Raw genomic sequence first — 21,412 nt, 5'->3', positions numbered from 1 at the left:
TACATTTATAGCCTCAGCGAATCAATTCCTTTCGAGTCTTCCATGGCCATCAACTTCGACCTCAACGACCTGCAAGCCTTTCGCGCCGTGGTCGAGCAGGGCAGTTTCCGCAAGGCCGCCGACACCGTGCGCCTGTCGCAACCGGCCCTGAGCCGGCGCATCGAAAAGCTCGAAGACGCCCTCGGCGTGAAGCTGTTCGAGCGCACCACGCGCAAGGTCAGCCTGACCCAGGCCGGACGCGGTTTCATGCCGAGCGTCGAACGTTTGCTCGACGATCTGGACGTCGCGTTGCTGGGCATCAGCGAAGTCGCCTCGAATCGGCAGGGCCACGTAACCGTTGCCTGCGTGCCGTCGGCGGCGTACTACTTCATGCCGAGCGTGGTCGCCCGTTATCACCGGCAGTTTCCGCGCATCAAAGTCAAAGTCCTCGATTCCAGCGCCCACGACGTGCTGAGCGCGGTGGTCAACGGCGAGGCGGATTTCGGTCTGAGTTTCATGGGCACCCAGGAGGCGGGCGTGGATTTCGAACCGCTGGTGCAGGAGAGCTACGTCGTTGCCTGTCGCCGCGATCATCCGCTGGCCGGGCGCAGCAGCGTGACCTGGGACGAGTTCTACCGGCAGGATTACATCTCGCTCGACAAAACCTCGGGCAACCGTTTTCTGCTGGATCAGGCCTTGGCGAAAGTGGTGCCGCAGCGCCCGAGCATCTGCGAGACGCGGCATGTGACGACCATGATCGGTCTGGTGGAAGCGGGGTTGGGTGTGGCGGCGGTGCCGCTGATGGCGATGCCGGCGGCGGATCATCCGATCCTGACGCGGGTGCCGCTGACCGAGCCGCAAGTGATGCGCAGCGTCGGCATCATCAAACGCCGGGGTCGTACGCTGACCCCGGCGGCACTGGAACTGGAGCGGCTGGTGGTGGAGATGAAAGTCCAGCCGCCAACCGTCAGCGCTTGACCGAGTCGAGCCCGGTGGCCTGCACGTCGGCCTGGGCGGCAGGTGCGGCCAGATAAGCGAGCAACGCCTTGGCTTCCTGTGGATGCTGCGCACCCACCGGAATTCCTGCTGCAAACCGGGTCACCGACTGCACCGATTCAGGAATCTTCGCCACAAAACTCACTCCCGGCACCGGCAGCAATTCGCTGACCTGCTGGAAGCCCAGTTGATAGTCGCCGGTGGCGACCACCGAGCCCACCGGGATTTTCGGGATCATCTTCGCCTTGGGTTTCAGCTGATCTTCAATGCCGAGTTTCTTGAACAATTGCTGCTCGATGTACACGCCGCTGGCGCTGTCGGAGTAGGCCACCGACTGGGCGTCGAGCAGGGTTTTCTTCAGGGCGTCGACGTTGCTGATGTCCGGCTTCGGCGCGCCTTCGCGCACCACCAGGCCGATTCGCGAGTCCGCCAGTTCCACCCGCGACGCCGGGTCGACCTTGCCTTGCTTGATCAAGTCATCGAGGGCATAGCCGACCATGATCACTACGTCAGCCTTTTCGCCACGGGCGAGGCGATTGGGGATTGCCTCCGGCGCCTTGCCCATCGACGGACCGAGTTGGGTGTCCAGCGTGTTGCCGGTGGCGGCGGCGAATTTCGGCCCGAGGATCTTGTAGGCGGCGGTGAAACCACCGGAGGTCATGACGCGCAGTTCTTCGGCCTGGGCCGCAACGTTGAACGCAAGACCGGCGAGCAGGGCTGTAACGGTAAACAGTTTTTTCATGGTGATGTTCTCAGGCAGTAACAGGTTGCAGACGACCGCCGGCCCGGCGATACAGATAAAGCGTGGCGCACAATGCACACAGTGCGCCGATGCTCATCCAATAACCCGGTGCGGCTTTGTCGCCGGTGTACTCAATCAGGAAGGTCGACATTGCCGGGGTGAACCCGCCGAACACGGCAGTGGCGAGGCTATAGGCCAGGGAGAAACCGGCCACCCGCACTTCCACCGGCATGATTTCGGTCAGCGCCGGGATCATCGCGCCGTTGTACAGACCGTAGATAAACGACAGCCACAACAGCGACAGCAGCATGTGGCTGAAGCTAGGCGCCTGCACCAGATACGACAGCGCTGGATACGTGGTGGCCAGCGCCAGCAGCGCCATGGCGATCAGCACCGGACGGCGGCCGACGCGATCGGACAATGCACCGCCAATCGGCAGCCAGAAGAAGTTGGAAACACCCACCAGCAGCGTCACCAGCAACGCATCGGAAGTGCTCAGGTGCAGCACGGTTTTGCCGAAGGTCGGTGCGTACACGGTAATCAAGTAAAACGCGGTGGTGGTCAGGGCAACCATCAGCATCCCGCCCAGTACCACGCCCCAGTTCTGGCCGAGGGTGCGGAACACTTCCTTCATGCTCGGGCGATGTTTGCGAGCGGCGAACTCTTCGGTTTCCGCGAGATTGCGCCGCAGAAAGAAGATGAACGGCACGATCATGCAGCCAACGAAAAACGGAATCCGCCAGCCCCAATCGGCGACGGCTTGCGGCGCCATCCACTGGTTCAAGCCATAACCCAGCGCTGCGGCGACGACGATCGCCACCTGCTGACTGGCCGACTGCCAGGCGGTGAAAAAGCCTTTGCGACCGGGTGTGGCGATCTCCGAGAGATACACCGAAACCCCGCCCAGCTCTGCACCGGCGGAGAAGCCTTGCAGCAGGCGGCCGATCAACACCAGTGCCGGGGCAAACAGGCCGATGGTTTCGTATCCGGGCACCAGCACAATCAATATCGTGCCGCTGGCCATGATCGACAGGGTGACGATCAAACCTTTGCGACGACCGACGTCATCGATGTACGCGCCGAGCACGATGGCCCCCAGCGGACGCATCAAAAAGCCTGCGCCGAACACCGCAAAAGTCATCATCAGGGACGCGAACTCACTGCTCGCCGGAAAGAACACCGCCGCGATCTGCGTGGCGTAGAAACCGAACAGAAAGAAGTCGAACTGTTCGAGGAAGTTACCCGAGGTCACCCGGAAAATGGCGCCGGCCCGCGAGCCGCCGTGTGGGATTGAGGCTGTCATAGAAAAGTACTCCACCGCTTTTATGACGTGCGCGACGGGGAGGCGGCGCACGGTTCTTATTGGGGCGGATAGTGGCGCGCAGGGATCGATTTGTTAATTGCATTGTTGGCATGGATTGATGCGCTATGCAGATCAATGGCGTGCTATGGCAGCTGTTTCGGCGGCGCTGCCCGTATGGTTCTGGCTACCATCGAGTCTTGCGCTGGTGCGGCGATGCTCACAAAAGCCCCGTCCCAGTCAGGGTCTATCCTGCGAATGCGTTCACGCAGATCCGGATGGCCCGAGAGCAGATGAGCGCTGGAAGTGCCAGGGCCGAAAAACAGGTGGCTGAACTCGGCGGCGCGGGCTGCCTTGAGGGTCGAGCCCATTTTATACCCGCCGATTTTCTTCAGTGCCCCGGCGATACTGTCGGGGTTGCGGGTGTATTGCACGGCGGTCGCATCGGCCAGGAATTCGCGTTGCCGGCTGACCGCAGCCTTGATCAGGTTGCCGAAGAACGTCCCGGAGAATCCGACAATGCACAGTGCAGTGCCAAACATACTGGCCAGAATGGTCGGCTGTTTACGATTGGCAGATGAGTGTGGTGTGTCCTCAAGACAGCGCAAGAGATGGTTTCCCGCCAGCCCGATCACCATGATCCCGTGGACGACCGCGACCAGTTGAGTGTTCAGGCGCATGTCGCCGTTATAGATGTGGCTGAATTCGTGGGCGATCACGCCTTGCAGTTCATCGCGTGACAACAGGCTTATCGCACCTTGAGTGACGCCGATCACTGCATCCTGAGGGGTGAAACCGGCGGCAAATGCATTGATGCCCTGATCCGGCAACAGGTACACGCAAGGAACGGCGGTGCCAGAGGCCAAGGCCATTTCCTCCACCACGTTGACCAGGCGGCGCTCTTCCAAAGTCCGCGCGTCATGGTTGATCAGACGACCACCCAAACGGCGCGCGACCACTTTTCCGCCCCCTGTCAGTTCGACGTATTTGAACAGTCCGCCGAGCAACACAACAGCCGTTACCAGCGCTGCAATGATCGCGAAAAACTGCCAGTTTTCCGCCAGATCCTCGAGCGTTTTGCCGTACGAGATCGGCAGAATCAGGAGCATGAAGGACACGAGAATCAAGCCGAGTACGGCGAGAAACATCAAGATCACGAGCTGCACCGAGCGACGTTTGGCCCGGCACTGTTGTTCAAAGAAATTCATCTGACCATCCGTGGACGTGGAGGCTGAATCAATCCGCGGTTGCCGCCATCTGATCTGGCACCGGTTTGCCCGCTGCGGCAGCCGTCGTAAAACTCCCGTCCCACTGCGGATCGATCCGACGAATCCGTACGCTCAGATCAGGGTGGGTCGCAAACATCCGGCTCAGCAAACCTGAGCCGCCGGTGCTGAAAAATAAATGACTGAACTCGGCGGCACGGGGCGAGCTGATCACCGAGCCTTGTGCATGGGCGCCGATTTTTTTCAGGGCACCGACAATGCTTTGCGGATTGCGCGTGTACTGCACCGCGCTGGCATCAGCGAGGAACTCACGCTGACGACTGACAGCCGCCTTGATCAGATTGCCGTACAGATTCCCGATAAACCCGGCCACGCACAGTGCGAAACCGAGCGCAAAAACCACCAGCATCAACCGCACGTCGCGTTTGTCGCGCTTGAGCAGGCTGACCATTATGTAAGTGCCAGCCAGCCCCAGCACCAACAGGCCGTGCACCACCGCCACCAGTTGCGTGTTGAGGCGCATGTCCCCGTTGAAAATGTGGCTGAATTCATGGGCGATCACCCCTTGCAGTTCTTCTCGTGTCAGCAGCTTCACCGCGCCACGGGTCACACCAATCGCCGCGTCCTCCGGTGTAAATCCGGCCGCGAAGGCGTTGATGCTTTCGTCGGGCAACAGATACACCGCTGGCATGCAGGTGCCGGAGGCAATCGCCATTTCTTCGACGACGTTCATCAACCGCTGCTCGTCCAGGGTTCGCACATTGCCATTGAGCAGGCGGCCAGCCAGTTTCTCCGCGACGACTTTGCCGCCCGCGCGCAGTTGCCGATATTTGAGCAGACCGCCAATCACCACGATGCTGCTGATGAACGATGCGATAACGGCCATTGCCAGAAACGCATCCGCCAGCGTGCCGGTCCCGCTCAGGTAATCCTCAAAACCATTGAAGACGAAGGGCAGGCTGGTCATCCCGATCAGCATGACAATCGCCAGAATCATCAGGTAAACCAGCCGTGACGTTTGGTTTCGGGCCTGGGTTTGTCGTTCAAAAAAATTCATCGGGCCATCCATGGAGAGAAGAAGTCAGAAAGAAACGTTGGGCGCGGTCTTGATGGCCAGCGTATCGGCGAACTTCAACGGAACCGCATCCTCGCGATGGCCAAAACTGGCCGCCAGCAGCACCGCCGGAAAACTCTGCTTGAGCGTGTTGTAGGTCATCACCGCGTCGTTGAACGCCTGGCGCGCGAAGCTCACCTTGTTTTCGGTGCTGCTCAGCTCTTCACTCAGTTGTTGCATGTTCTGCGACGCCTTGAGTTCCGGATAAGCTTCCAGCGTCAGGTTCAATCGACCCACCGCGCTGCTGAGTGCGCTGTCCGCCAGCCCCAATTGCGCGATGTTCTGGGCGCTGCCCGGTTTCGCCTGTGCAGCCTCAAGTCCGGCCACTGCGGCATTGCGCGCGGCGATCACCGCTTCGAGGGTTTCGCGCTCATGGGCCAGATAACCCTTGGCGATGCTGACCAGATTGGGGATCAGGTCATAGCGGCGTTTGAGCTGCACTTCGACCTGGGCAAATGCGTTCTTGATCTCGTTGCGCCGGGCAACAAGTTTGTTGAAAAGACTGACAGCGTAGAGCCCCAGAAGCGCCAGCAACACCAGATTGACGATGAGATAGATTTTCACGGTGATGTCCTTGTTCACTCTGTGGGGGCGCGCGATCTTATCGCAAATGGATGCCGTTGACTGTATTGGCCCGGTGGCGGGTTAGCCCGGATCGCGTTCCGGAGCGTGGCTACAATCTCAACTTCCATCAATAAACAAGGAATGATTCCGGAACTCAGCAGTCGGAGTTCAGGTATCACACATCTGAAGGAGGTTCACCGATGAACAACAAGACCCTAATCGCCAGCCTGGCCCTCGTCGCCGGCATCGCCGGGATCAGCCCTCTCGTTCAAGCGGCGCAAACCTCGAACGATACCGTCGAACAATCACCGACCGGCAACCGCGAACTGAACGTCAACGACCGCGCCCCGGATATCTACCAGCGCAGCGAAAAAGCCATCAAAAACTGGAAACAGAAAGGCCTCAAGCAGCCGGAACCGCAGGCGCAGTGGGTGCAGATCAATGACAAATACGTGATGGTGATGATCACCAACGGGACGATTGTCGCGATTCAGCCGGTGGAGCGCTGACCTCAAGCAACAATTGGCCATGGACGGTTGATTGCATTCGAGCGCCGTTCCGGTAAAACGCGAGGGGCGTTTCGAGTGACTGGATGTCAGGAGCAAATCGTTGAACAAGAAACCCCTTTATCGCAAAGAAAACACCACCGCCCACAACGTTTGGCGCAACAACCCGGGCGGGCATTATCGGCATCAGCGAAACACCAAGGCTGAAATCCACAGCGAGGCTGCACGCGGTTCGATGCATGGCATCAAGCATCATGGCTACGATTACACGCCGTTGTTTCGCTTTCTGTTGTCGCGTGTCGGCGGTGATTGGGACGAGATTTTCAGTGAGGCGGTGTCGCGGCTGGATCGGCAGGAACCGGTGTTCTGGATGGTCGCTCTGCATGAACACGAGCGAAGGGATGTGGTGGGGGTGGGTGAGTCCAGCATCTACAGCGGGTTATACGTCGATGAGAACAAGCGCCTGCAAATCGTAAATCCCGCCCTGAAAGCCGAAGACATGACGCCTACGTGCCAGTGCTGCACGCATACCTTTAATGGCGTTGTATTCGGCACGCCCGAGCGCTGAAAATTCAATCAGCCCGGTCATGACTCAGCGCCTGTCCGCCACACAATCCTCATTCGCGGTCAACACCGGAAACAGCGGTAACCTTGGGTCAAACGGTTGCCAATGGCCGGCATTTCTGGGAAAACGGCGGCCAGCGGAACAATAGAGCGAATGTTATGAATGATGAACTGCAGATAATCGATCTTCAGACCGGAGACGGAAAAGCCGCCGTCAAAGGCGCGTTGATCACCACCCAATACACCGGTTGGCTGGAAGACGGCACCGAATTCGATTCGTCCTGGAGCCGGGGCAAGCCGTTTCAGTGTGTGATCGGCACCGGTCGGGTGATCAAGGGTTGGGATCAGGGGATCATGGGGATGCAGGTTGGCGGCAAGCGCAAACTGCTGGTGCCGGCGCATCTGGGTTACGGCGAACGGACGATGGGCAAGATTCCGCCGAATTCGAATCTGGTGTTTGAGATTGAGTTGCTTGAGGTTTTGACGCGGGAGGATTGATTGCCCGTTTCATCGCTGAAGTCTTAAAAACCCGCTGCCTCCCTTCACGGAGACAGCGGGTTTTTCTTGCCTTGTGCGCAGGTTATTACGCAGCCATTGCCATCTCATCCAGCGTCGCGGCAACCGTGCCGGTCAGGCTTGGGAACCTGCGTTTTACGCTGGCGAGTGCCGGCAGCAGGCGGTTGCGGTCCAGTTCGCCATGGTCCCGGGCAATCTGGACGAGGGCGGTGAGGGCGGCGCTGACGATGGATTTCCGTTCGCTCTCGAGCAGTAGCAGACAGGCTTTCTGGGCCCATTGGCTGTCTTTCTCGTTGAGGCCGATGGAGATCAGGGCGGCGACGATGTGTGCATCGGATTTGCTTTCCATGGGTGTTCCTCAGGTCGTGGCATCGAGAGTGTCCAGCGCCCGGTTCACCGCGAGTTCGCCACACATCACCACTTGGGCGATGCCCAGCACGGTGCTGCGGTAGGGCGGGTCCAGCAGCGCGGCGAAGTCGCTGAGCATCACGCTGGCCGAAGTCATCGATTCGCAGGCGTGGGCCAGCAGGGCATGCTGATCCAGGTCGGGGGCGACGAGGAACATGCGGCCGGGGCAGTGTTGTTTCGGGGCGGTGGGTTTCAGGTAATGGTCGAGGGCGCGCTCGGCGGCTTCGTGGAGTTTTTTTGAGTCGGTTGTGGAGTAGGGAGAGGTTGGGTCGGATTCGTTGGGTACGTCAGTTTCGGGTGGATTAGGCGTAGGTTTGAACATTTTGGTGGTATCCGTAAATGATGCTGACACCACCTTGCGACTAAACAGTGAGGTGGCAGCTGTACGCAGGTTAGTCGACCGGGGAACACACCAAACCCGGTGCACCCGAAGGTGCCCTGCGCACGGCCGCCATAGAGTGCAGATATGCGAAATATCTGACTGGATGGAGCTTGTGCATGGTTTGTGGTTCCCGAGCGACTAAACCCGTTCACTGACCATTCAGTGATGCGAATCAAGTTACTGGCAGGCCCCAAGCCGCACAAGCCGGCGGATTCTGGCGTAGTTGTAGGCAAAGGCGCAAGGCGATGTAGCCTCTCGGATGAGGGCAAAATGATGCTTCATTTTTCAGTCCGCCATCGCGAGCAAGCTCGCTCTCACAGAGTTGTGCGTTCTCTCAAATTCCCTGTGGAAGCGAGCTTGCTCGCGATGGCAAATGTTCATGCACCGACAATGCTGAACATCGGAATTCGTCCATTCAGCGAAGGCCGGTAGTGCCACGCGAGTCTTCCCGGATCAATGTCGCGGGCGAGGATTTCGGTGAGCGTGGCGCTGGCGATCGTCATTGCCAGCATCTGTCCGGGACATTGATGCCGACCGCTGCCGAACGTGAAACTGCGACGATTCGGGCGATCCGGCATAAAGCGATCCGGGTTTTCATTGAGTGCCGGGTCGCGATTGGCCGAGGCCAGCAGCACCAGAATCACATCGCCGGCTACCAGCCGCACGCCGTCGATTTCGCAGGTGTTCGCCACAAATCGGCGGGTGTTCTGCACCGATGGATCGAAGCGTTGGACTTCAGCCAGTAACGAATCCACTGACGCCGCGCGTAATTCAGGCAAACGCTGTAAAGCCACCAACGCATTGCCGATAAGCCCGGCAGTGGCCTCGAACGTCTGTGAACAGAGGCCGATCAGGTTGGCGAGCAGCACGTCTTCATCGCCGACAAACCGCTGGCGAATGTCGGCGAGAAACGGGTTCGGATCCGCCAACATTTCAATGAAATACCCGCGCAATTGCTCCGCCGCCCGATGCGCTGCCGCCAGTTGCAGGTCATTGCTCAACGGCGACAGACACGCCGCGAAATCCGCCGTCAGTTCACTGATTACGCGTGCCTGCGCCGGGGTGAATCCGAGCAGCGATGCAACCACGCACACCGGGCCGCGAAACATGGCGTTATAGAGGCCGTCGGCATCGTTCGTTATCAGCCGCGCGGACACCAGTGCGCTGACTTCTTCCCGATCAAACAGCCCCAACGACGGCTCGATGGCCGAACGCGGGCAGCGCTGAGCTTCGCCGTCATTCATGCGCATCAACTGGCCGAACACCTTGCCCGCCATGCCATCGGCGATGGCTTTGGGCACCGGCTCCTGCACCGGACGCACCCGGCAATCCGGATGCGCCAGCACCGCGCACACCGCCCGGGCGCTGCTGGCGACCCACAGTTTCAGTCCGTGATGAAAAGTCAGCCCGCCCGCCGCGCGCAGTTCGGCGTAATAGGGGTAGGGGTCGGCGTGAGTCGCAGCGATGATCGGGTCCATGGATCGCAACCTTGTCGGTGGGGAAAGTGTTGCTACTATCTCCAGTCCTTGAGGGCGATGATTCGTCCGGGAGCGAAATATGCACGCAGAACATCAAGACATTGGCGTTTCGCAAGTGGCCGCCGCCATCGCGGAACCGGCGCGGACCAAAATGCTGTGTTCGCTGATGGACGGCCACGCCCGAACCGCCACAGAGCTGGCGACCCTCGCCGACGTCAGCGCCTCGACCGCCAGCGCGCACCTGTCCAAGCTCAAGGACCTGGCGCTGGTGCGTCTGCATGTACAAGGCCGCCACCGTTATTACAGCCTCGCCGACAAGCGCGTGGCCCAGGCGCTCGAAGCGCTGATGGTGATCGGTCAGAACCCCGAGCCGACCTTCAAACCGCACACGCCGGATCGCCTGCAATTTGCCCGCACCTGCTACGACCATATGGCCGGGACGCTCGCGGTGTTGTTGCATGACCGCCTGCTTGAGGCGGGATGGCTGGTGGAAACCGATGAGCAGGTTTATCGCCTCAGTGAAAGCGGGGAGGCGTTTTTTGAAGAGCTGGGCATTGAGGTCAAGGATCTGTCGACGCTGCGCCGCCGCTTCGCTTGCCCGTGTCTCGACTGGAGCATGCGTCGGCCGCATTTGGGCGGTTCGCTCGGGGCCGCGTTGTTGCAGGCCGCGTTGAAGCGCAAATGGGTGACGCAGGATCTGGACAGTCGCGCACTGACCCTGACGGTGCAGGGGCGCCGGGAACTGGCGTCGCGCTGGGGTCTGGTTTTGCCGGAGTCCGGGCGGGAATCGTCATGCCGCCAGCTGACGGATTCCACGCCCGGATCGCTGCATACGCGTTAGCTCAAGGTGTATCCGCTATCGACCACCCAATCCTGACCGATGACGCCGCGTGCGCCATTGCCCAACTGAAAAAGAATGACATCGGCCACTGCCGCAGGTTCCAGGAATTGTCCGCCCAATAGTCGTTGGTTGACGCCTCGGGCTACGTCTCCGAGCGCTTCTTCGCTCAGACCCAGTGTCGACCAGATCGGCGTTGCGGTCGGGCCGGGGGAGACGCAATTGATGCGCACACCGTGGGGTGCCAGCTCGACCGCGAGGGTTCGGGCGTGGGCGATCAATGCTGCTTTTGATGCGATATAGGCGGCCAGTCCCGCGAAACTGATTCCGGCCAGAAAAGTACCGATGAACACCACTGACGCCTTGTCTGCAAGGTGCGGGCGCAGGGCGGCCAAGGTGTTCAGGGCGCCGGCGCCGTTCACTGCCCATTGGCGATCGAACGCCGAGCTGTTGAGCCCGTCAGCGAGCTCCGCAATACCGGCGTTAGGGATTACGAAATTCACCGGACCGAGGCGTGTAGCCTGTTCGGCCAAAGCGTTTAGGTCGGAAGCTTGAGTGACATCGCCGGGTTTCCACACCAGTTGCTGCGGATACCGCTCAAGCAGTTCGGCCAGTGCGCCGAGTTTTCGCGATATGGCCAATACGCGCGCGCCCTGATCCAGCAGGCGTTCGGTAGCGGCCAGGCCTATGCCCGAACTGGCACCGGTGATGACGGCCAGCTTGCCCTGAAAAACATGATCCATTTTCGACTCCCGTTTTGGTCTTCAGCCAAATGGCTACCGAGAGTCAGTCAATTTTCGGGCCATGCCGGACAGCCTTTGATATCAAGGGCTGCGCAGGTTTGATAGTCATTATGACGCTTGTGGAATCGAGTCAATCCGACTCCTGCTGAGTCAAATTGACCTGACTGCTGCGGCGCGACATTCCGACGAAGAGCGGCATTGCGCCTTGTGTGAGCAAATCGCTGTCTATACTGTATATGCGAACAGTATTGAGTCCGTGCCATGCAAATCATCGACAAGCTCAGCATCCTCGCCGACGCCGCCAAGTACGACGCCTCCTGCGCCAGCAGTGGCGCGCCCAAGCGCAGCTCCGAGGGCAAGAGCGGGCTGGGGTCGACCGATGGCATGGGCATCTGCCACAGCTACACGCCGGACGGGCGTTGTGTGTCGCTGCTCAAGATTCTGCTGACCAATTTCTGCCTATACGACTGCCAATACTGCGTCAACCGCCGCTCCAGCGACGTACCGCGTGCGCGTTTCACGCCCGAGGAAGTGGTGACGCTGACCCTGGATTTCTATCGGCGCAACTGCGTCAGCGGGTTGTTCCTCAGCTCGGGGATCATTCGTTCGGCGGACTACACGATGGAGCAACTGGTGCGTGTCGCGAAGCTGTTGCGCGAAGAGCATGAGTTCCGTGGCTACATTCATCTCAAGACCATCCCTGACGCGGATCCCGCGCTGATCGAAGAGGCCGGGCGTTACGCCGACCGCTTGAGCGTCAACATCGAATTGCCCACCGATGTCAGCCTGCAAACCCTGGCGCCGGAGAAGCACATCGGCTCGATCAAGCAGGCGATGAATACCATCTACACCGGCGTGCAGACCGTGCTCAACGAACCCCGCGCTCCGAAGTTCGCCCCGGCCGGGCAGAGCACGCAGATGATCGTCGGTGCCGATGACACCGACGACAGCACCATCCTGCACAGCGCTCAGGCCCTGTATGGCAACTTCCGCCTGCGCCGGGTCTATTACTCGGCCTTCAGCCCGATCCCCGACAGCCCGAAAAGCGTACCTCTGGCCGCGCCGCCACTGATGCGCGAGCACCGCCTGTATCAGGCTGATTTCCTGTTGCGCAGTTATGGCTACAGCGCTGGTGAGTTGCTTCAGGGGCCGGGCAATCTGGCGTTGGACATCGACCCGAAACTGGCCTGGGCGCTGCAGAATCGTGAGGTGTTTCCGCTGGACCTCAATCGCGCTGAACCGGCGCTGATCTCGCGCATTCCCGGCATCGGCCTGCGCACCACCGAACGTCTGGTGGAGCTGCGCCGGCAGCGGCGCATTCGCTACGAAGACGTGGCGCGCATGCGTTGTGTGCTGGCCAAGGCCAAGCCGTTCATCATCACCAGCGATTACCACCCGCAGCAGGCAGAAGTCACCAGCCAGATGCTCTATCAGCAGTTGCGCGACCGGCCGATGCCGCAGCAGATGGGGCTGTGGGGATGATCAACCTCGATTGCGACGACCTGTTTGACACCTGGCGCCAGCAGGCGCGCTGGCTGCTCAGCCATGAAATCGACCCGAGTCTGGTGAGCTGGGCGTCAGAAGGGGTAAGTGATCTGTTTGCCAGTGATGTGTCGGTGCCCGAAGGGCAGGGGCCGTTTCAGGCGCGGATTCCGCGTGTGTTGCTCGACACCCTGGAACAAGCGTCACGCTACCGTGGCGATCAACGCTGGAGTCTGTTGTATGAAGTGCTGTGGCGGGTCAGCCATGGTGATCGCACCGCAATGATGGCCGGCGACAAACTGGGCAGCGAGTTGCAGCGGCGGATCAAGCAGGTGCAGCGCGAAGCCCATCATCTGCATGCATTCGTGCGTTTCATCGAGCGCCCGCCAGAATTGCCGGGCCCGCAATACGTCGCGTGGCACGAACCGGCCCATGACATTCTGCACAGTGCCAGCGAACACTTCATCGGGCGCATGGGCCGGCATCGCTGGCTGATCGCCACGCCCCGCGACGGGGTTTATTACGATGGTGAACAACTGATCCATGAACGTCAGTGTCCGCTGGAGTGGCAGCAACTGGCGCAGAACGTCAATGATCCCCACGGTGACTTGTGGCTGACGTACTACAGCCACATCTTCAACCCGGCGCGTTTGAACGAGAAAGTCATGCAGGGGCATTTGCCGACGCGGTTCTGGAAGAACCTGCCGGAGGGGGAACTGATTCCCGGATTGATTACCCAGGCACGAATGGGCAAGCAGCAGAACGGGCAGGCGAGCGGGATCGCCGGTCGCGCGGGCAAGCGGATTGCCATGAAGGCCGGCGAGCGAGGCGAATGAAAAAGCCCCCATCGATCACTCGATGGGGGCTTTTGTGCATCTGGCCGTCAGATCAAACCTTGACGATCCAGCCTACTGGCGCTTCGACGTCGCCGGTCTGCACGCCGGTCAGCTCTTTGTAGAGCTTCTGGGTCACAGGGCCGACTTCTGTTTCGCTGTGGAACACGTGCAGGTGGTTGTTGTAGCTGATGCCGCCGATCGGGGTGATCACCGCAGCGGTACCGCAGGCGCCGGCTTCTTTGAAGTCCGACAGCTTGTCGATGAACACATCACCTTCGACCACTTCCAGGCCCAGGCGGGACTTGGCCAGTTCGATCAGCGACAGACGGGTGATACCCGGCAGTACTGACGGCGAGTTCGGGGTCACGAACTTGTTGTCGTGAGTGATCCCGAAGAAGTTGGCCGAACCGACTTCCTCGATCTTCTTGTGGGTCAGCGGATCCAGGTAGATGGCGTCAGCGAAGTGCGCTTTCTTGGCCTGGGAGCCCGGCATCAGGCTGGCAGCGTAGTTGCCACCGACCTTGGCGGCACCGGTGCCTTGTGGCGCGGCACGGTCGAAGGTGGAGATCTGGAAGTTGTGCGGGGTCAGGCCGCCCTTGAAGTAGGCGCCGACCGGGATCGCGAATACCGAAAAGATGAACTCAGGTGCGGTACGCACGCCGATGTTGTCACCCACGCCGATCACGAACGGACGCAGGTACAGCGCGCCGCCGGTGCCGTAAGGCGGGATGAAACGCTCGTTGGCGCGTACCACTTGCTTGCATGCTTCGATGAACTGCTCGGTGGAGACATGTGGCATCAGCAGGCGGGCGCAGCTGCGTTGCATGCGCGCGGCGTTCTGGTCCGGACGGAACAGGTTGATCGAGCCGTCCTTGCAACGATAGGCCTTCAGGCCTTCGAAGCATTGCTGGCCATAGTGAAGGGCAGTGGAGCCTTCGCTGATGTGCAGCACGTTGTCTTCGGTCAGGGTGCCTTTGTCCCACTCGCCGTTGCGAAAGTACGACAGATAGCGTTTGTCGGTCTTGATGTAGTCAAAACCCAGCTTGTCCCAGTTGATGCTTTCGTTACCCATGACACCCTCTATCACTGAACAACCGCCGAAGCGGTTCAAGGCTTCTGACGTTTTTTTGGATGGGCACAACAATACTTCATTCTTGAGCGGTTTCGCAGCCCGGGCGATGGGGGGAGCAGCAGATTTATTAGCCTGCTTATGAAAAAACTCCCCCGTGTCGGGTTTTTACAGGTGCAACGCGTGCCCGAGGGCACGCAACGCCGCTTCCTGCACCGCTTCACCCAGGGTCGGGTGCGCATGGATGGTGCCGCCGATGTCTTCCAGTCGCGCACCCATTTCCAGGCTTTGCGCGAACGCAGTCGACAATTCCGAAACCCCGACACCGACCGCCTGCCAACCGACAATCACATGATTGTCCCGACGAGCGACCACCCGCACGAAGCCGGATTTCGATTCCAGGGTCATGGCCCGGCCATTGGCCGCAAACGGGAAGCTCGACACGATGCAGTCCAGTCCTGCCGCTTTGGCCTCGTCCGGGGTCTTGCCGACGACCACCAGTTCCGGGTCGGTGAAGCACACGGCAGCGATGGCGGTCGGGTTGAATTCGCGGGTCTTGCCGCTGATCAGCTCGGCAACCATCTCGCCCTGGGCCATGGCGCGGTGGGCCAGCATCGGCTCGCCGCTCAGGTCGCCGATGGCGTAGACATTGCGCATGCTGGTCTGGCAGCGGCTGTCGACTTTGATCGCCGAGCCGTTCATGTCCAGGTTCAGCGCTTCGAGGTTCCAGCCTTGGGTATTGGGTTTGCGGCCGACAGCCACCAGCACCTGATCGGTTTCCAGGTTGAGGGTGTCGCCGTTCGGATCGCGCACCTGCAATGTCCCGTCGAAGCCCAGCACGCTGTGCTTGAGGTACAACTTCACGCCCAGTTGCTTCAGCGCGTCGTGCACCGGTTGGGTCAGTTCGGCGTCGTAGGCCGGCAGAATCCGATCCTGCGCCTCGACCACGCTGACCTCGGCGCCGAGCTTGCGATAGGCAATGCCCAGCTCCAGACCGATATAACCACCGCCGACCACGATCAGGCGTTTCGGTACCGACTTCGGTGCCAGCGCTTCGGTGGACGAAATGATCGGCCCGCCAATCGGCAGGATCGGCAGGTTGACGCTTTTCGATCCGGTGGCCAGCACCAGATGCTCGCACTGGATGCGGGTGTCGCCGACTTCCACGGTCTTGCCGTCGATGACCTTGGCCCAGCCGTTGATGACCTGAACCTTGTGCTTCTTCAGCAACGCCGCGACGCCGGTGGTCAGGCGATCGACGATGCCATCCTTCCACTCGACACTCTTGGTGATGTCGAGGGTCGGCGCCGAAACGCTAATGCCCAGTGCCGAATGCTGATTGTGATGTTGAGTCTGATGAAACTGCTCGGCCACATGGATCAGCGCTTTCGACGGAATGCAGCCGATGTTCAGGCAGGTGCCGCCCAGCGATTCGCCTTCGACCAGAATGGTCGGGATGCCCAGTTGCCCGGCGCGAATGGCCGTTACGTAACCGCCGGGGCCGCCGCCGATGATCAGCAGCGTGGTGTTCAGAGTTTGCATGCGATCACTCCACAAACAGGGTCGCGGGTTGTTCGAGCAGACCACGAATGGCCTGGATGAAGAGCGCCGCGTCCATGCCGTCGACCACGCGGTGATCGAAGGAGCTGGAGAGGTTCATCATCTTGCGGATCACCACCTGGCCTTTGACGACCATTGGGCGTTCGACGATCTTGTTGACGCCGACGATCGCCACTTCCGGCAGGTTCAGCACCGGGGTGCTGACGATGCCCCCGAGGGCGCCGAGGCTGGTCAGGGTGATGGTCGAGCCGGACAGTTCATCGCGGCTGGCCTTGCCATTGCGCGCGGCGGTGGCCAGGCGGGAGATTTCCGCCGCGCTGTCCCACAGGCTGCGAGCCTCGGCGTGACGCACCACCGGCACCATCAGGCCGACATCGCTTTGGGTCGCGACGCCGACATGCACCGCGCCGAGGCGGGTGATGACCTGGGCTTCATCGTCGTAGCGGGCGTTCATCTGCGGGAAGTCGCGCAGGGCAACGACCAGCGCACGCACCAGGAACGGCAGCAAGGTCAGCTTGCCACGGCTGGCGCCGTGTTTTTCGTTCAGTTGGGCACGCAGTTCTTCAATCGCGGTGACGTCGATTTCCTCAACATAACTGAAGTGCGCGGCACGCTGAGTGGCGTCCTGCATGCGCTGGGCAATCTTGCGGCGCATGCCGATCACTTGAATCTGTTCTTCATCGTGACGCTGGGCGTACGCGGCAGCGACCGGCGCCGAAGCGTTCGATTGACCTTGCGCCAGATACGCCTCGAGATCTTCGTGCAACACGCGACCGGCTGGGCCGGAGCCGCGCACCAGACGCAATTGAATGCCCAGATCCAGCGCATGTTTGCGCACGGCCGGCGAGGCGAGCGGGCGCTCATCGGCTTCGCGAGCGACCATCGGGCCTTGGCAAACGGCAGCCGCCGGACGCGGTGCGGCGGCAGCAGATTTGCTTTCAACGACAGCTTCAACTTTGGGTGCGACTGGCGTTTCTTTCGCCGCAACTGGCGCCGGTTTGTCCGACTCCTTCAGATTGCCGGCGCCCTCGACCTCGATGCTGATCAGCATACTGCCGACCGCCATCACTTCACCCGGCTGACCGCCCAGCGCAATCACCTTGCCGTGGACTGGCGAGGGAATATCGACCATCGCCTTGTCGGTCATCACATCCGCCAGCACCTGATCCTCAACGACCAGATCGCCAACCTTGACGTGCCACTGCGACAGTTCTACTTCTGCGATGCCTTCGCCGATGTCCGGCATCTTGATAACGTGCGTGCCCATTCAGACCTCCATGACCCGTTTCAGCGCCGCGCCCACTCGGGACGGCCCAGGGAAATACGCCCACTCCTGCGCGTGCGGGTAGGGGGTGTCCCAACCGGTGACGCGTTCGATCGGCGCCTCCAGGTGGTGGAAGCAATGCTCTTGCACCAGCGACACCAGTTCGGCGCCGAAACCGCAGGTGCGGGTGGCTTCGTGAACCACGACGCAACGGCCGGTTTTCTTCACGGATTTGACGATGGTTTCCAGGTCCAGCGGCCACAGGCTGCGCAGGTCGATGACTTCCGCATCCACGCCGGATTCTTCGGCGGCGACTTGCGACACGTACACGGTGGTGCCGTAGGTCAGCACGGTCACGTCCTTGCCCGGACGGGTAATGGCGGCCACGTCCAGCGGCACGGTGTAGTAACCGTCCGGCACCTGGGCTTGCGGGTGTTTCGACCACGGGGTTACCGGGCGGTCGTGGTGCCCGTCGAACGGGCCGTTGTACAGGCGTTTCGGCTCGAGGAAGATCACCGGGTCATCGTTTTCGATGGAGGCGATCAGCAGGCCTTTGGCGTCATACGGGTTGGACGGCATGACGGTGCGCAGGCCGCAGACCTGAGTGAACATCGCCTCGATGCTCTGACTATGGGTCTGGCCGCCGTAGATGCCGCCGCCGCACGGCATGCGCAGGGTCATCGGGGCGGTGAACTCGCCGGCCGAGCGATAACGCAAGCGGGCGGCTTCGGAAATGATCTGGTCGGACGCCGGGTACACGTAGTCGGCGAACTGAATCTCGGCCACCGGACGCAAGCCATAAGCGCCCATGCCCACCGCGACGCCGACGATACCGCTTTCGGAGATCGGCGCATCGAACACCCGCGAGGTGCCGTACTTGGTCTGCAAGCCTTCGGTGCAACGGAACACGCCGCCGAAGTAACCGACGTCCTGGCCGAACACCACCACGTTGTCGTCACGCTCAAGCATCACATCCATGGCCGAGCGCAGGGCCTGGATCATGGTCATGGTGGTCGTGGTCATGGCGGTTTCCAACTGAATATTGTTGTTGTGATCGTTCATGTCAGATCCCCAACTGCTGACGCTGGCGCTTCAAGTGCTCCGGCATCTCTTTGTAGACGTCTTCGAACATGGTCGCGGCGCTCGGAATCTGCCCGCCGGCGAGGGTGCCGTACTGTTCGGCCTGTTTCTGTGCGGCGATCACTTCGGCTTCGAGCTCGGCGCTGACGGCGGCGTGCTCTTCTTCCGACCAGTGGCCAACCTTGATCAGGTGCTGTTTCAGGCGGGCAATCGGGTCGCCCAGCGGGAAGTGGCTCCAGTCGTCGGCAGGACGGTATTTGGACGGATCGTCGGAGGTCGAGTGCGGGCCGGCGCGGTAGGTGACCCATTCGATCATGGTCGGGCCGAGGCCGCGGCGCGCGCGTTCGGCAGCCCAGGCGGAGGCTGCGTAGACCGCGTAGAAGTCGTTGCCGTCAACCCGCAGCGAAGCGATGCCGCAACCGACGCCGCGTCCGGCGAAGGTGGTGGCTTCACCACCGGCGATGGCCTGGAAGGTCGAGATCGCCCACTGGTTATTGACCACGTTGAGGATCACTGGCGCCCGGTAAACGTGGGCGAAGGTGAGGGCGGTGTGGAAGTCCGATTCGGCGGTGGCGCCGTCGCCGATCCAGGCCGAGGCGATTTTGGTATCGCCCTTGATCGCCGAAGCCATGCCCCAGCCCACGCCCTGAATGAATTGGGTGGCGAGGTTGCCGGAAATGGTGAAGAAACCGGCGTCCTTGACCGAGTACATGATCGGCAGCTGACGGCCCTTGAGCGGATCGCGCTCGTTGGACAGCAGTTGGCAGATCAGGTCGACCAATGGCACGTCGCGGGCCATCAGAATGCTTTGCTGGCGGTAGGTCGGGAAGCACATGTCGTCGATGTTCAAGGCCAGGGCCTGGGCGCTGCCGATGGCTTCTTCGCCGAGGCTTTGCATGTAGAACGACATTTTTTTCTGACGCTGGGCGACCACCATGCGGTTGTCGTAGATCCGGGTCTTGAGCATGGCACGCATGCCTTTGCGCAGGATCTCGACCGGCACGTTTTCAGCCCATGGGCCGAGGGCGTTGCCCTGGTCGTCAAGCACGCGGATCAGGCCACGGGCCAGGTCGGCAGTGTCGGCGGGTTCTACGTCGATGGAAGGTTTGCGCACCGTGCCGGCATCGGTCAGATGCAGGTAGGAGAAATCGGTTTTGCAGCCTGGGCGGCCCGAGGGTTCAGGGACGTGCAGACGCAGCGGTTCATACGCTTGGGTCATGGCTTCTACGCTCGATCTTGTGAATTTCTTGTAGTGAGCTGGCAGTCATTCTTCGATAAAAGAAATCTTGTCCTACAACAATCATAGGCCCGGGCAAGAAGAATATTTCTCTCTGTTTCGTTGCGCTCAAGATCATTTGCAGATAGAAATTCTGCATAAACATAAAAAACAGGTGGTTTTGTCTCATGCGCAAACTGGACCGTACCGATATCGGCATTCTCAACAGCCTTCAGGAGAACGCGCGTATCACCAACGCCGACCTGGCCCGTTCGGTCAATCTGTCACCGACCCCGTGCTTCAACCGGGTCAAGGCAATGGAAGAGCTGGGGCTGATCCGCGAGCAGGTGACCCTGCTGGATGCCGACCTGCTGGGGCTGCACGTCAACGTGTTCATCCACGTCAGCCTGGAGAAGCAGGTGGAAGAGGCCCTGCAGCATTTCGAAGAGGCGATTTCCGATCGGCCCGAAGTCATGGAGTGCTACTTGATGGCCGGCGACCCGGACTATCTGATCCGGGTGCTGGTGCCGACCATCCAGTCGCTCGAACGCTTCATGATGGACTTTCTGACCAAGGTGCCGGGCGTGGCCAACATCCGGTCAAGTTTTGCGCTCAAGCAGGTGCGCTACAAGACGGCGTTGCCGTTGCCGGCGAATGGCTTGACGCTGGGTAACTGAGTGCGATGCAGTTCACAGGTATTCATAGCGATATTCCAGGTCTTTGGTAACAAGTGTCTGCTGAACGGTAAAGCTCTGAGGCCAGGGAGCGGGTTCGTTTTCCGGGTGAAAGACCAGTGTCGAGTGACTCAGGTCGTCCTGCGTGAAGGAGGGGACGTTCGGATGCAGCTTCTTCCAGCGCTCCCAGAGCAGATCCAGATAGCAATGATGCAGGAAGAATATCGGGTCGTTGGGGGACGATGCTTCCATCATGCTGCCCCCGATCCAGGCATGTACCTGATTGTGCAGTTCGCGCTCGGAGACGTTTTCCCAACCGCCCGGCTCCATCCAGTAGGACGTTCTGTTCAGCGCCGAAATGACGGTTTCTGGTGACGGCAAGGCACCCGCAGCACCGAGATTGCGGCGCACCCCGGCGTTACCGAACCCCTCGTCCCATACGGAGACAATGAATGACGACTGTGTACTGGAAAAGGGACCGGTTGTTACCAGCATGTTTTGGGTATTGTCACCGTTGCCGCCCATGAAGTCCGAAGTGAACGGATTGTCGGCGCCGCCGAGTTGCCAGTTCCAGTAGGGCAGGGTGATGCGAGGGTCATCAGCCGCGGCCTGCAGCGCCAACTCGAACTGGCGGATCAGCACACGGTGCCACGGATAGAACAGGGGGCTGCGATGCGGATTGGGAACAAGAGGATTACCTCGTCCCATTGAATTCTTGTGGATCTGTACAAAATCGTCGTAACGGCTTTGCTGGCCGGGACGCAGCACGCTGTTCACGTTGTTTTTCAGCGTCAGAACCGCGTTGACGAAGGCGGCCTTTTCCTCCGGGGACAGATCCCGGTGGTTGCGGCGAATATCCATATTGCCAAATCTCC

Annotated in this window: 23 protein-coding genes; 8 read left to right on the top strand and 15 right to left on the bottom strand. The window is 60.5% G+C overall.

The genetic code is table 11. The annotated features are described in order from the left end of the window. The first annotated feature begins 42 nt into the window (after positions 1-42). A complete protein-coding gene (locus CAG25_RS24910; RefSeq protein ID WP_064597602.1) occupies positions 43-957 on the top strand; it encodes a LysR family transcriptional regulator in 915 nt (304 codons plus the stop codon). On the opposite strand, the gene CAG25_RS24905 is transcribed toward CAG25_RS24910, so the two are convergent. From CAG25_RS24905 to CAG25_RS24885, 5 genes are all read right to left on the bottom strand, one after another. Beyond that, on the bottom strand, positions 947-1,717 hold the full coding sequence (locus tag CAG25_RS24905; RefSeq protein ID WP_085613216.1) for a substrate-binding domain-containing protein: 771 nt from the start codon (positions 1,715-1,717) through the stop codon (positions 947-949). The genes CAG25_RS24910 and CAG25_RS24905 overlap by 11 nt on opposite strands. A gap of 10 nt (positions 1,718-1,727) precedes the next feature. Beyond that, a complete protein-coding gene (locus CAG25_RS24900; RefSeq protein WP_064597597.1) occupies positions 1,728-3,020 on the bottom strand; it encodes an MFS transporter in 1,293 nt (430 codons plus the stop codon). 143 nt (positions 3,021-3,163) lie between these two features. Further along, a complete protein-coding gene (locus CAG25_RS24895) occupies positions 3,164-4,225 on the bottom strand; it encodes a M48 family metallopeptidase (RefSeq protein WP_085613215.1) in 1,062 nt (353 codons plus the stop codon). A 28-nt stretch (positions 4,226-4,253) separates the two neighbouring features. Then, positions 4,254-5,300 carry a M48 family metallopeptidase gene (locus CAG25_RS24890; protein ID WP_085613214.1) on the bottom strand — a complete coding sequence of 349 codons (1,047 nt, stop codon included), beginning with the start codon at positions 5,298-5,300 and terminating at the stop codon, positions 4,254-4,256. A gap of 24 nt (positions 5,301-5,324) precedes the next feature. Further along, a complete protein-coding gene (locus CAG25_RS24885; protein ID WP_074688846.1) occupies positions 5,325-5,921 on the bottom strand; it encodes a LemA family protein in 597 nt (198 codons plus the stop codon). A 200-nt stretch (positions 5,922-6,121) separates the two neighbouring features. Between CAG25_RS24885 and CAG25_RS24880 the strand changes: the two genes are divergently transcribed. The 3 genes from CAG25_RS24880 (at position 6,122) to CAG25_RS24870 (ending at position 7,489) form a co-directional block, all read left to right on the top strand. Next, on the top strand, positions 6,122-6,430 hold the full coding sequence (locus tag CAG25_RS24880; RefSeq protein ID WP_064597595.1) for an RcnB family protein: 309 nt from the start codon (positions 6,122-6,124) through the stop codon (positions 6,428-6,430). A 100-nt stretch (positions 6,431-6,530) separates the two neighbouring features. Beyond that, entirely contained in the window at positions 6,531-6,995 is a 465-nt protein-coding gene (locus CAG25_RS24875) for a hypothetical protein (RefSeq protein ID WP_085613213.1), read from the top strand. Positions 6,996-7,150: 155 nt separating this feature from the next. Then, positions 7,151-7,489, top strand: coding sequence for an FKBP-type peptidyl-prolyl cis-trans isomerase (locus CAG25_RS24870; protein WP_064380576.1), 339 nt, complete (start codon positions 7,151-7,153; stop codon positions 7,487-7,489). Between the two features lie 85 nt (positions 7,490-7,574). Here the strand turns inward: CAG25_RS24870 and CAG25_RS24865 are convergent, their stop codons facing one another. The 3 genes from CAG25_RS24865 to CAG25_RS24855 form a co-directional block, all read right to left on the bottom strand. Further along, on the bottom strand, positions 7,575-7,856 hold the full coding sequence (locus CAG25_RS24865; protein ID WP_064597585.1) for a hypothetical protein: 282 nt from the start codon (positions 7,854-7,856) through the stop codon (positions 7,575-7,577). Positions 7,857-7,865: 9 nt separating this feature from the next. Then, positions 7,866-8,237, bottom strand: coding sequence for a DUF6124 family protein (locus tag CAG25_RS24860; protein WP_085613212.1), 372 nt, complete (start codon positions 8,235-8,237; stop codon positions 7,866-7,868). 437 nt (positions 8,238-8,674) lie between these two features. Further along, on the bottom strand, positions 8,675-9,775 hold the full coding sequence (locus tag CAG25_RS24855) for a cytochrome P450 (protein WP_085613211.1): 1,101 nt from the start codon (positions 9,773-9,775) through the stop codon (positions 8,675-8,677). A 79-nt stretch (positions 9,776-9,854) separates the two neighbouring features. Here CAG25_RS24855 and CAG25_RS24850 point away from each other — a divergent pair, with 79 nt between their 5' ends. Continuing rightward, on the top strand, positions 9,855-10,616 hold the full coding sequence (locus tag CAG25_RS24850) for a helix-turn-helix transcriptional regulator (RefSeq protein WP_085613210.1): 762 nt from the start codon (positions 9,855-9,857) through the stop codon (positions 10,614-10,616). Here CAG25_RS24850 and CAG25_RS24845 read toward each other — a convergent pair. Continuing rightward, positions 10,613-11,356 (bottom strand): SDR family NAD(P)-dependent oxidoreductase, encoded by a 744-nt coding sequence (locus tag CAG25_RS24845; protein WP_085613209.1) that lies wholly within the window; start codon positions 11,354-11,356, stop codon positions 10,613-10,615. The two genes, CAG25_RS24850 and CAG25_RS24845, sit on opposite strands and share 4 nt — an antisense overlap. Before the next feature lie 261 nt (positions 11,357-11,617). Between CAG25_RS24845 and CAG25_RS24840 the strand changes: the two genes are divergently transcribed. Both CAG25_RS24840 and CAG25_RS24835 read left to right on the top strand, forming a co-directional pair. After that, positions 11,618-12,838: a putative DNA modification/repair radical SAM protein gene (locus CAG25_RS24840; RefSeq protein WP_085613208.1), complete on the top strand. Its 1,221-nt coding sequence runs from the start codon at positions 11,618-11,620 to the stop codon at positions 12,836-12,838. Beyond that, entirely contained in the window at positions 12,835-13,674 is an 840-nt protein-coding gene (locus CAG25_RS24835; protein WP_085613207.1) for a TIGR03915 family putative DNA repair protein, read from the top strand. The genes CAG25_RS24840 and CAG25_RS24835 overlap by 4 nt, the downstream gene beginning before the upstream one ends. Positions 13,675-13,726: 52 nt before the next feature. Here CAG25_RS24835 and CAG25_RS24830 read toward each other — a convergent pair whose 3' ends face one another. From CAG25_RS24830 to CAG25_RS24810, 5 genes are all read right to left on the bottom strand, one after another. Then, positions 13,727-14,746: a branched-chain amino acid aminotransferase gene (locus CAG25_RS24830; RefSeq protein WP_085613206.1), complete on the bottom strand. Its 1,020-nt coding sequence runs from the start codon at positions 14,744-14,746 to the stop codon at positions 13,727-13,729. 165 nt (positions 14,747-14,911) lie between these two features. Then, the gene (gene lpdA, locus CAG25_RS24825; RefSeq protein ID WP_085613205.1) at positions 14,912-16,285 is read right to left on the bottom strand and encodes a dihydrolipoyl dehydrogenase; all 1,374 of its coding nucleotides are present in this window, start codon (positions 16,283-16,285) and stop codon (positions 14,912-14,914) included. A gap of 4 nt (positions 16,286-16,289) precedes the next feature. Continuing rightward, positions 16,290-17,570 carry a dihydrolipoamide acetyltransferase family protein gene (locus CAG25_RS24820; protein ID WP_085613204.1) on the bottom strand — a complete coding sequence of 427 codons (1,281 nt, stop codon included), beginning with the start codon at positions 17,568-17,570 and terminating at the stop codon, positions 16,290-16,292. After that, on the bottom strand, positions 17,571-18,629 hold the full coding sequence (locus CAG25_RS24815) for an alpha-ketoacid dehydrogenase subunit beta (RefSeq protein WP_003224000.1): 1,059 nt from the start codon (positions 18,627-18,629) through the stop codon (positions 17,571-17,573). Position 18,630: 1 nt separating this feature from the next. Beyond that, a complete protein-coding gene (locus CAG25_RS24810) occupies positions 18,631-19,866 on the bottom strand; it encodes a 3-methyl-2-oxobutanoate dehydrogenase (2-methylpropanoyl-transferring) subunit alpha (protein ID WP_007965287.1) in 1,236 nt (411 codons plus the stop codon). A gap of 185 nt (positions 19,867-20,051) precedes the next feature. Here CAG25_RS24810 and bkdR point away from each other — a divergent pair, with 185 nt between their 5' ends. Next, entirely contained in the window at positions 20,052-20,540 is a 489-nt protein-coding gene (bkdR, locus tag CAG25_RS24805) for a Bkd operon transcriptional regulator BkdR (protein ID WP_007915088.1), read from the top strand. Positions 20,541-20,552: 12 nt separating this feature from the next. On the opposite strand, the gene CAG25_RS24800 is transcribed toward bkdR, so the two are convergent. Continuing rightward, positions 20,553-21,398, bottom strand: coding sequence for a tyrosinase family protein (locus CAG25_RS24800; RefSeq protein WP_085613203.1), 846 nt, complete (start codon positions 21,396-21,398; stop codon positions 20,553-20,555). Between the last annotated feature and the right edge of the window lie 14 nt (positions 21,399-21,412).

The organism is Pseudomonas sp. B16(2017) (genome assembly GCF_002113205.1).
GTDB classification, from domain to species: domain Bacteria; phylum Pseudomonadota; class Gammaproteobacteria; order Pseudomonadales; family Pseudomonadaceae; genus Aquipseudomonas; species Aquipseudomonas pharyngis.
Note: the sequence above shows the minus strand (reverse complement) of the source record. Positions and strands in the feature narration are given on the sequence as shown.